The following is a 9,447-nucleotide window of genomic DNA, read 5'->3' as shown; positions in this document are numbered from 1 at the left end:
GTCTTCCTGGCGCTGTCCTTCTCCGGTGACACCTGGGGTCTTGGCTCCTGGTGGAAGAACACCTCCATCGTCAGGCGCTTCCCGATCCTGCGCTGACCCCACGGACTCCGCCCGCAGGCCCCACAGCCAGCGTGGTCAGAGACGAAGCCCCCGTGTCGAGCAGACTGCACGGGGGCTTCGGTGTGCCCCGGGCTGCTGCGCGCGCCGGGGCCGTGGTGCGGACCGTGTCAGGTCAGGTCCGCTGCGGCGAGGGCGGCGCCGAGCTGGGCGTCACTGACGGCAGCCGGTCCACCGAGGGCCTTGACCTTGCGCGGTGCCAGCCGCCGGATCTCCTCCAGCACGGGCTCGCTGGGCGTGTCACCCTGTGGCACCAGCAGCACCGGGCCGTCGCGGTAGGTGCTGGCCAGGGCCGCGTCGACGGCGGAGTCGCCGACGAGGTAGACCGTCACGGCGCCGTCCGGGAACGTGTCGCGCGCGACGGCCACCGCGGTGGTGAACCGGGTGTCGCCGCCCACCCGGTGACGCTGCAGCGCGGCGGCCTGCTCCTCGGCCCTCTTCTGCTGGGCGAGCTCGGCCTTGCGCCTCTCCTCCGCCCGGCGCTTCTTCTCCGCCTCCTGCTGGGCGAGGTCGGCCTTGCGCCGGTGCTCGGTGACCCGCTGCGCGAGCAGCGTCTTGGTCTGCGGGCCGACCATGCCCAGGCCCATCAGGCCGTTCGCCTTCTGGAACTTCCGCACGCCGGCCGTGTTCTGCGAGTAGCCCAGCAGCTTCAGCTGCGCCTTCTGCTCGGCGGTGGGAGGTGGCACGGGCCTCGTCACGACCGACCCGGGGTGCTCGCGGTTGTAGACCTTGGCGGCGGCGCTCCAGTCGGGCCGGTAGACCGCCACCACCTTGCCGTAGGGCCCCTGCAGCGGGCGCCGGTGGTACCAGACGCCGATGGTGTCGGCCCCCTTGCCCGGGTTGGCCAGGTTGCCCTCGAGCACCTCGTGCCGGCCGGCGACGCTGCGGGAGCACACCCCGATGTGGTTGGTGGGGTTGGCCTTGCGCGGCCCGTTCATCAGGAAGAGGAAGAAGTCACCGGGCTCCGCGGCGGCATACCCGACATGCCGTCCGTGGGCACGGAACCAGTCGCGCTGCAGCCACGTGGCGGCGAAGCCCACCGGCAGCGGGGTGCCCGCCTGGTGCCCGACGGCGGCCCGGCCCGGGTTGGTGCCCATGACCTGGTCGACGCCCCAGGACAGGAAGCGGTTGCACCAGAAGCCCTGCCAGTCCTGCGGCTTCAGCCAGTCGGAGGCCCAGGTGCTGCGCCTGCCGTACCGGGAGTGCTCGTACTGACCACTGGTGTAGCCGACCTGGTCGTTGACCACGGTCAGGAACTGCTTGCGCAGGGTCGCCCCGGTGAGGCTCATCCGTCGTCCTTCCACGGCTCGACGAACTCGTTGGACTCCACCGGCTCCTCGTCCGGGTAGTCCGGCTCGCCCTCCTCGTCGACGAGCCCGTTCCCACCGTCCATGGAAAAACGGTAGACCTCCCCACGGTCGCGGGGAAGAGCCCGGATCGAGCTGTCGCATGCCGGCACGTCCGCTGCGACGCCACCGGCAAGACCCCCCTGATGGGGGATGGCCGACCTCGGCGGACCAGCCCACCATGGGTGGTGTCGGCCCGTCCGGGCCGCGGTGCAGAAGGGAGCGGACCGTGGAACACCATGTCGTCGTCATCGGCAGCGGACCCTCGGGCCTGGCCACGGCGGCCGAGCTGGTCGCCCGCGGGGTGCCCGCCACCGTGCTCGAGCGGGGCGCGGTGCTCGGCGCGGCCTGGGCCGGCCGCTACGACGCCCTCCGGTTCAACACCAGCCGCCTGCTCTCGGCCCTGCCGGGGGCGCCGTTCCCGCGGGAGTACGGGCAGTTCCCCACCCGCGACCAGTACGTCACCTACCTGCAGGAGTATGCCGCGCGCCGGCACGTGCCCGTGGAGACAGGGGTCGAGGTGACCGGGCTGCAGGCGGCGGAGGACGGCGAGGGCTGGGTGGTGTCCACCGACGCGGGGGAGCGCCGGGCGCAGCACGTCGTGGTGGCCACCGGCATCTTCCACACCCCTGCGCTGCCGGAGTGGGCCCGCGGGCACGGCTTCGGCGGCCAGGTGCTGCACGCCACCGACTACCGCAACCCCGCCGGGTTCACCGGCCGGCGGGTGCTCGTCGTGGGCGCCGGGTCGACCGGCCTGGAGATCGCCCACCAGCTGGCCACCGGCGGTGCGGGCAGCGTGCTGCTCTCCTTCCGCACCCCGCCCAACATCCTGCTGCGGACGGTGGGCGGGCTGCCCGGCGACCTGCCCGTGCCGCTCTTCCTGCGGCTGCCGGCCGGCCTGGTGGACCGGCTGCTGCTGGCCATGCAGCGCCGCGTCGTCGGCGACCTGGCCCCCTACGGCCTGCCCGCGCCGACGGAGGGGCCGATCGCCCAGCTGCGCAGGCGCGGCGCCGGGACCGCCGTCGTGGACGCCGAGGTGCTGGACGCCATCCGGGACGGGTCGGTCGTGGTGGTGCCGGCGGTGCAGTCGCTGTCCGCGGAGGGCGCGCGGCTCGCCGACGGTCGGCGGGTCGAGGTCGACGCGGTGGTGGTGGCGACGGGCTACAGCACCGGTCTGGAGCCGCTGTGCGGGCACCTCGGGGTGCTCGACGAGCGCGGCATGCCGCTGGACGGCACCGGTGGCGAGGTGGCCCCCGGGCTGCGCTTCGTCGGCTACGTCTACCGCCCGGGGCTCACTGGGTATGTGGGCAAGGCGGCACGCCGGGCCGCCCGGGAGATCGCCGCAGGACGGCGCGCCACGGTGACCGCCTGACCGGGCTCGTGAGGGCTGCGGAGCCTCAGCCGCGAAGGTCAGGAGGCCCCGCCGTGCTGGTGCACGACGGGCTCGCGGGACAGCTGCGCGGCCAGCTCGGGGCGGCTGCTGACGCCCAGCTTGGCGAAGACGGACTTGACGTGACCGCGCAGGGTCTCCGGTGTGATCCACAGCTGCCGGGCGATGTCGCGCGTCGCCATGCCGGTGAGCAGCAGCTGGGTCACCTGCTGCTCACGGGAGGTGAGCCGGCGCAGGTGCACCAGCAGGGGTGCGATGTCGGAGCGGCTGGCCGGCTCGACGAGCACCGCCGTGCGCCCGTCACCGCCGCTGGTCGGCTCCAGGCGTGCACCCCGGACGACGACCCACTCGCCCGAGGGCGAGCGGGTGCGTGCCCGGGCCGGCGGTCCGCCGCCCTCCTCGGCCAGCACCCGCGCCTGGGCGGCCACCTCGTGCAGCACGATCGTGCTGCTCAGCCGTTCGTCCTCCAGCGGTCCCAGCCAGGCCCGGGCCTGCGGGGTCATCGACTCGACGGACCCGTCGTCGGCCAGCACCACCATGCCGGGGCCCTCGTCGGTGTCGTCCACCTGCTCGGTGAGCAGCAGCCCGGTGCGGATGCCGTGCCCCACGTGCGGCGCCAGCCGGGCCATCAGGTCGACCTCCTCGGGGGTGAAGAACGGCTCGCCGGCCAGCCGGGTCAGGCAGCCGTGCCCCCAGCAGGTCGAGCCCGAGCGGAAGACCGCCCGCAGCTCGTCGCCGTAGCCCGCCGGGGCGTAGATGCGGGACCAGCGGGTGCTGCGCGCCAGGTCGCCGCCGGTCGCGGCGCTCAGCGCGGCCGCCGGCACCTCGCAGCGGGCCAGGTCGACGAACTTGGTGACGTCGTCCTCGGTCAGCTCGCACTCGATCAGGGCCAGGTGCGCCTCGCGGGGGACGTCCTCGCTGTAGACGCCGGTGAGCAGCATCGTGTCGGGGTCGACGAGGAGCCAGCCGGCCACGTCGTAGGGGATGCGGGCGCGCACGAGCGCGGCGACCCGCTCGAGCAGGGCCAGCGGTGCCTGCGCGGTGGCACAGGCCCGGGCCACCTGCTCGACCAGCCGACGCCCCTGGGGGCTGCTGCCGGAGGACATGACCCTTCCAGGGTCCACCCGCCGGGCACCACCTGTCGAGCGCGGGCAGGCAGAGGAGTCACTGCGAGCGCCGGTCGTAGGCCGCCCGGAGCTCGGCGCTGATGCGGCCGCGGTCCGACACCGCATACCCCTGGCTGCGCGCCCACGCGCGGATGTCGGCGGCGCTGGGGCCGCCGGCGGGAGCGAAGGCCCCGAGGCGCTCGGTGCCCTCGTCGGCGGCCTGGGCCTCGCGCAGCCCCGCGCCCAGGAAGCGGTAGGTCCACTCCTGCGCCAGAGCCCGGGTCTCACACCACACGACGGGCACTGCGGGGAAGCGGGCCTGGGCCTCACCGAGGGCGTCCGCCACCGTCGAGGGGCGCACGTGCTCCAGGGTGAAGACACGGGAGTAGCGGTCCTCCACCACCACCGCGGCGGCCGGCAGGTCGGCCAGGGCCGCCAGGAGGTAGCGCATCCTCCCGCCGGTCAGGGTGGACACTAGGTCGGCCAGGCTCTTGCGCTCCACCGCGGCGACGACCCGGCCGTGGTGCTCCACCGCGTAGTCACCGGCCGGCAGCGCCCGCCGGGTGGTGGTCACCTGCTGGTGGCTGAAGTTCCAGGCATACCGCTCGTGGCTGTCGACGACCACCTCGAGCTCGCTGATGCCGGAGGCCCGGGCCGTGGGCAGGTGCCCGGCCGGGCGTGCCTGCCGGACCGTGGAGGCGGTCTGCCAGAAGACGGCCTCCCGGCCACCCCGGATCCGGGTCAGGACGAACTGCGACCTGCTCAGCTGGGCACGGTCGAGCACCAGGTCGATCGCGGCTCCGCGGCGCACGCACGAGCGGACCGGCACGGTCTCCACGACGTCGGGGTCGCTGGGCCAGCCGACGGCCCGGTGGCAGTAGACCTTGCCCGTGCGCGGCCACGTCTCCTTGGCCTTGAGGACGATGCCCTCCGGCCCGAGCGGCACCCGGAGCAGGTAGGGCAGCGTCGTGCCCTCCTCGGGGTTGCGTGCGATGACGAAGTCGGCAGGCACACCGACATCGTGGCACGGGGCGCAGGGTGCGGCACGCGCGCCGGCGTGCCAGCGTGGACGTCATGGCAGCACAGCGGCCGCGGGGCAGCGGCGACGACGAGGCGCCGCTCACGGCATACCGTCGCATGCGCGACTTCACGCGCACCCCGGAGCCCAGCGGGTCGCCGGAGGGCAGCGAGCCGTCGGGCGAGGGCCGGCGGTTCGTGGTGCAGCGGCATCGGGCGCGCCGGCTGCACTACGACCTGCGTTTCGAGATCGACGGGGTGCTGGTGAGCTGGGCCGTGCCCAAGGGGCCCACCCTCGACCCGGACGTGCGGCGCCTGGCGGTGCACGTCGAGGACCACCCGATGGAGTACGTCGACTTCGAGGGCGTCATCCCCGCGGGGGAGTACGGCGGCGGCGACGTCGTCGTCTGGGACACCGGCACCTGGGAGCCGACCAAGAGCGACGACCCGGGCGCCGAGGTGCGCGGCGGCGAGCTGCACGCGGTGCTGCACGGCTCGAAGCTGCGGGGGCACGTGGTGCTGGTGCGCACCGGCGGCCGGGGCGACCAGGGCTCGGGCGACACGGAGCAGTGGCTCCTGATGCACAAGCACGACGAGCACGCCGTGCCCGGCTGGGACGCCGAGGACCATCCACGCTCGGTGCTCAGCGGTCGCACCAACGAGGAGGTCGGAGCCGACCCCGACCGGCTGTGGCGCTCGGACCTGCCGGCCGCCGAGGCCTCGGTCGAGCTCCGTGTGGAGGTGCCCGACCCGCCGGGCGAGGCCGAGCTGCAGGCGCTGGACGACCTCGGGGCCGGCGGCAGCTGGGAGGTCTTCGGCCGCACCCTGAAGGTCACCAACCTCGACAAGGTGCTCTTCCCGGCACGCGAGGGGGAGGAGCCGGTCACCAAGCGCGACCTCGTGCGGTATGCCGCCGCGATCGCGCCCACGCTGCTGCCCCACCTCGCGGGGCGGGCGCTCAACCTGCGCCGCCACCCCGAGGGGGCCGGCACCGAGGGCTTCTGGCACAAGGAGCTGCCCGGGCACGCGCCGGCCTGGGTGCCGCGCTGGGACAACCCGGACGCCGACCCCGGTGAGACCCGCACCTACCTCGTCGTCGACGAGGCCGCCGCGCTGGTGTGGGCCGCGAACTTCGGCGCCCTGGAGTGGCACCCGTGGACCTCGCGCACCGACCAGCCGCAGCTGCCGACCTTCGTCCTCTTCGACCTGGACCCCGGCGAGCGCACCACCTGGGAGGACCTGCTGGTGCTGGCCCGGCTGCACCGCACGGCGTTCGAGCACCTGGGGCTGCGCGCCTACCCCAAGGTGACCGGCCGCCGCGGCCTGCAGGTCTGGGTGCCGGTCGAGCGCGGACCCAGCTTCGCCGACACCCGGGCCTGGGCCGAGCGGGTCTCACGCAGCATCGGTGCCGTGGTGCCCGAGCTGGTCAGCTGGAGGTGGGGGGTGCGCGAGCGGCAGGGCCTGGCACGGCTGGACTACACGCAGAACGCCGTCAACAAGACGCTGGTGGCGCCCTACAGCCCGCGAGCTGCTGCCGGCGCGCCGGTGTCCGTGCCGGTCACCTGGGACGAGCTCGACGACCCCGGGCTGCGGCCGGACCGCTGGAGCGTGCGCACCGTGCTGCAGCGGGTGGCCGAGCGGGGCGACCTCTTCGCCGGGGCGCTGCACGCCGACCAGCGCCTGCCGAAGGTCCGGTGAGGCGCAGGGTCTGGCGGTCGCGGTCCGAGGGTGGTGTGCTGGGGTGATGACCTGGGAGGTGCTGCCGGCGACGAGCGAGCGCTTCGGCGACTTCGTCGCCGTGGTGAACCGCAGCCGTCGCGTCAACCACTGCTGGTGCCTGTCGCCACGGTGCCGATGTTCGAGCGTGCGGGCTTCGCGACGGTGACGGAGACGAAGGGCCACAGCGGTGGGCTGGTGCGCAGGCTGATGCGCCGCGACCTGCGCTGAGGTCACTCGAAGCGCAGCGCCGAGGTGGCCACCCGCCCCAGGCGCAGGGTCACCAGGTCGCGCAGGTAGCTCTGGTGCAGCCGCCACGGCTCCCGCGGCCCCTGCTGCGGCATCAGCGCCCGGCCGCGCAGCACGTAGCCGGAGGAGAAGCCGATGAGCGGGTCACGCTGCCAGGTCGAGGCGCCCGCGGGCAGCACCGGGGTGACCACGGTGTGGCCGCGCCGGCCCAGGTGCTGCAGCATCCGGCATACGTGGGTGGCGACGAGGTCGGCCCGCAGCGTCCACGACGCGGTGGTGTAGCCGATGGTGAAGGCCAGGTTGGGCACCCCGGAGAGCATCATCCCGCGGTAGGTGAGGCACCCGGCCGGGTCCACCGGTGCGCCGTCGACGGACAGCGCGATGCCGCCGAAGGCCAGGAGGTCCAGCCCGGTGGCGGTGACCACGATGTCGGCCGGCACCTCCCGCCCGTCGTGCAGCCGGATGCCGTGGGGCAGCACCCGCTCGATGGTGCCGGTGACGACCTCGGCCACTCCCTCGCGGACCGCAGCGAAGAGGTCACCGTCCGGGGCGGCGCACAGCCGCTGGTCCCACGGGTCGTAGTCGGGCTCGAAGTCGGCGGCCACGTCGTACCCCGCCGGCAGGTGCCGGGCGGCGTCGCGGCGCAGCACGGAGCGCACCACCCCGGGAGCGACCCGGGTCAGCCGGTAGAGCGCCTCGCCGCGCAGGGCGTTCTTGAGGCGCACGACCGAGGAGGCCCCCGGTGGCGGCAGCGCATGGGACAGCCGCTCGGCGAGGGCGTCGGTGGGCGGCACGGAGACGACGTAGGTGGGGGTGCGCTGCAGCATCGTGACGTGAGCGGCGGTGCGGGCGAGCTCGGGCACCAGGGTGACGGCGGTGGCGCCGCTGCCGACGACGACGACCCGCCGGCCCGACCAGTCGAGGTCGGCGGGCCACTGCTGCGGGTGCACCACCGGGCCGGCGAAGCCGCCGAGGCCGGGGATGTCGGGGGTGTGCCCGTGGTCGTAGCGGTAGTAGCCGGTGTTGCAGAACAGGAACCGGCAGGTCATCTCCAGGCGCTCGCCGTCGGCCCGCTCGACCTGCACGGTCCACCGGGTGTCCTGCGAGGACCACGCGGCGCTGACCACCCGGTGGCCCAGGCGCACGTGCTCGAGCACGCCGTGCTCACGGGCGGTGTCCTGCAGGTAGCGCAGGATCGAGGGCCCGTCGGCCAGCGACCGCGTGCCGCGCCAGGGCCGGAAGCCGTAGCCGAAGGTGGCCATGTCGGAGTCGGAGCGCACGCCCGGGTAGCGGAAGAGGTCCCACGTGCCGCCCACCGCGTCACGCGCCTCCAGCACCAGGTATGAGGTGCGCTGCAGCTCACGGGCCAGGTGGCAGGCGGCACCGATGCCGGAGAGCCCGGCGCCGACGACCAGCACGTCGACGTGGGTGACCGGTGCCTGCTGCTGCACCCCCGCCTGCTGCTGCACCCCCGCCTCGTGTCGCGTCCCTGCCGTCACGGGCCCGAGCATGTCACGGCGTCCTCGACGCCCGACGCGACGGTGCGGGGAGGCCCGGTGCGACAGCGCAGGCGCAGGCGTTGACCCGGGCCGCGGCCCGGCACTACCGTCGAAAGACTCCGGCAGCCCACCGTGACACCCGCGGGAGGTCGCATGCACCGACTGTCCGTGTGCCTGGCCACCGCCGCCGTCCTGCTCGCCGGGTGCGGCAGCGGCGCGTTCACGGCGCCCGGGTCGGTCGACGCCGCCGACGCGCCGGCCATCACGACGGCAGCAGCACCGGAGGCCGACCCGGGCGAGGCTCCCGCCGCCGAGCCGGAGACCGACCCCGACCCCGTCGTCCAGGCCCAGCCCGAGGACGACGCTGACGCCGAGGACGACCCTGGGCCGGACTTCTCGGTGTTCTCGCTGCCGCAGGGGCCGCGGACCCCGGCGGACACGCGCGAGGACGACGTCTACCTTCCCCTGCAGAGCGGCGACTGCGACGGCGCCCGCACCGCGCTCGAGGACTTCTGGGAGGACCTGAGGTCGCCCCGCAGTGTCTTCCTCTACGAGGCCGGCGTCAGCCTGTGCCAGGGCGACGAGGGCGGGGCCGACGCCTGGTTCGGCGAGGCGGCGACCTACGGGTGGGCCGGCATGGACACCGAGTTCTTCGTGGTCGACGACGAGGGGCAGACCACGGGCACCTTCCGCTACGACTGCGAGCTCTTCCGCTCCCTCGTGGGGGTGCTGCAGCGGATCGACCGCGACACCGTGCAGTGCGAGGCGGGGGCGGCGCCGCCGTGGCCCGACGAGAGCTACCCCCGCGACGACCCGCGGACCCCCGAGGACGACCGGCTGGCCCCGCAGGAGGACGAGGGCCCCGTGCCCGATGACGGCGAGGTGACCGAGGCACCGGACGGGACGGACCCCGACGTCACCGAGGACGCCGAGGCCACCGAGGACCTCGAGCCGACCCCCGGCACGGACGTCACGGAGACCACCGCCCCGCCGGCCCAGGGCTGAGC

At 74.5% G+C, this 9,447-nt stretch carries 7 protein-coding genes; 3 read left to right on the top strand and 4 right to left on the bottom strand.

Going from position 1 to position 9,447, the window contains the following annotated elements; genetic code table 11:
- Nucleotides 1-227: 227 nt before the first annotated feature.
- Nucleotides 228-1,406: a cell wall-binding repeat-containing protein gene (locus tag LVO85_RS15980; protein WP_232748608.1), complete on the bottom strand. Its 1,179-nt coding sequence runs from the start codon at nt 1,404-1,406 to the stop codon at nt 228-230.
- A 286-nt stretch (nt 1,407-1,692) separates the two neighbouring features.
- Here LVO85_RS15980 and LVO85_RS15975 point away from each other — a divergent pair, with 286 nt between their 5' ends.
- Nucleotides 1,693-2,835, top strand: coding sequence for a flavin-containing monooxygenase (locus tag LVO85_RS15975; RefSeq protein WP_232748607.1), 1,143 nt, complete (start codon nt 1,693-1,695; stop codon nt 2,833-2,835).
- 38 nt (nt 2,836-2,873) lie between these two features.
- On the opposite strand, the gene LVO85_RS15970 is transcribed toward LVO85_RS15975, so the two are convergent.
- Both LVO85_RS15970 and LVO85_RS15965 read right to left on the bottom strand, forming a co-directional pair.
- Nucleotides 2,874-3,959 (bottom strand): helix-turn-helix transcriptional regulator, encoded by a 1,086-nt coding sequence (locus tag LVO85_RS15970; RefSeq protein WP_232748606.1) that lies wholly within the window; start codon nt 3,957-3,959, stop codon nt 2,874-2,876.
- Nucleotides 3,960-4,017: 58 nt separating this feature from the next.
- Nucleotides 4,018-4,971, bottom strand: coding sequence for an ERCC4 domain-containing protein (locus LVO85_RS15965; RefSeq protein WP_232748605.1), 954 nt, complete (start codon nt 4,969-4,971; stop codon nt 4,018-4,020).
- A 62-nt stretch (nt 4,972-5,033) separates the two neighbouring features.
- On the opposite strand from LVO85_RS15965, the gene ligD reads away from it, so the two are divergent.
- Complete coding sequence (gene ligD, locus LVO85_RS15960) at nt 5,034-6,674, top strand: non-homologous end-joining DNA ligase (protein ID WP_232748604.1); 1,641 nt, start codon at nt 5,034-5,036, stop codon at nt 6,672-6,674.
- Nucleotides 6,675-6,925: 251 nt separating this feature from the next.
- Here ligD and LVO85_RS15955 read toward each other — a convergent pair whose 3' ends face one another.
- A complete protein-coding gene (locus LVO85_RS15955; RefSeq protein WP_232748603.1) occupies nt 6,926-8,440 on the bottom strand; it encodes a flavin-containing monooxygenase in 1,515 nt (504 codons plus the stop codon).
- Nucleotides 8,441-8,593: 153 nt separating this feature from the next.
- Between LVO85_RS15955 and LVO85_RS15950 the strand changes: the two genes are divergently transcribed.
- Nucleotides 8,594-9,445 carry a hypothetical protein gene (locus LVO85_RS15950; RefSeq protein ID WP_232748602.1) on the top strand — a complete coding sequence of 284 codons (852 nt, stop codon included), beginning with the start codon at nt 8,594-8,596 and terminating at the stop codon, nt 9,443-9,445.
- The last annotated feature ends 2 nt before the right edge of the window (nt 9,446-9,447 follow it).

This window comes from Ornithinimicrobium sediminis (assembly GCF_021272345.1).
GTDB lineage: Bacteria > Actinomycetota > Actinomycetes > Actinomycetales > Dermatophilaceae > Ornithinicoccus > Ornithinicoccus sediminis_B.
The sequence above is the reverse complement of the archived record's forward strand: the minus strand, read 5'-3'. Positions and strand labels throughout refer to the sequence as shown.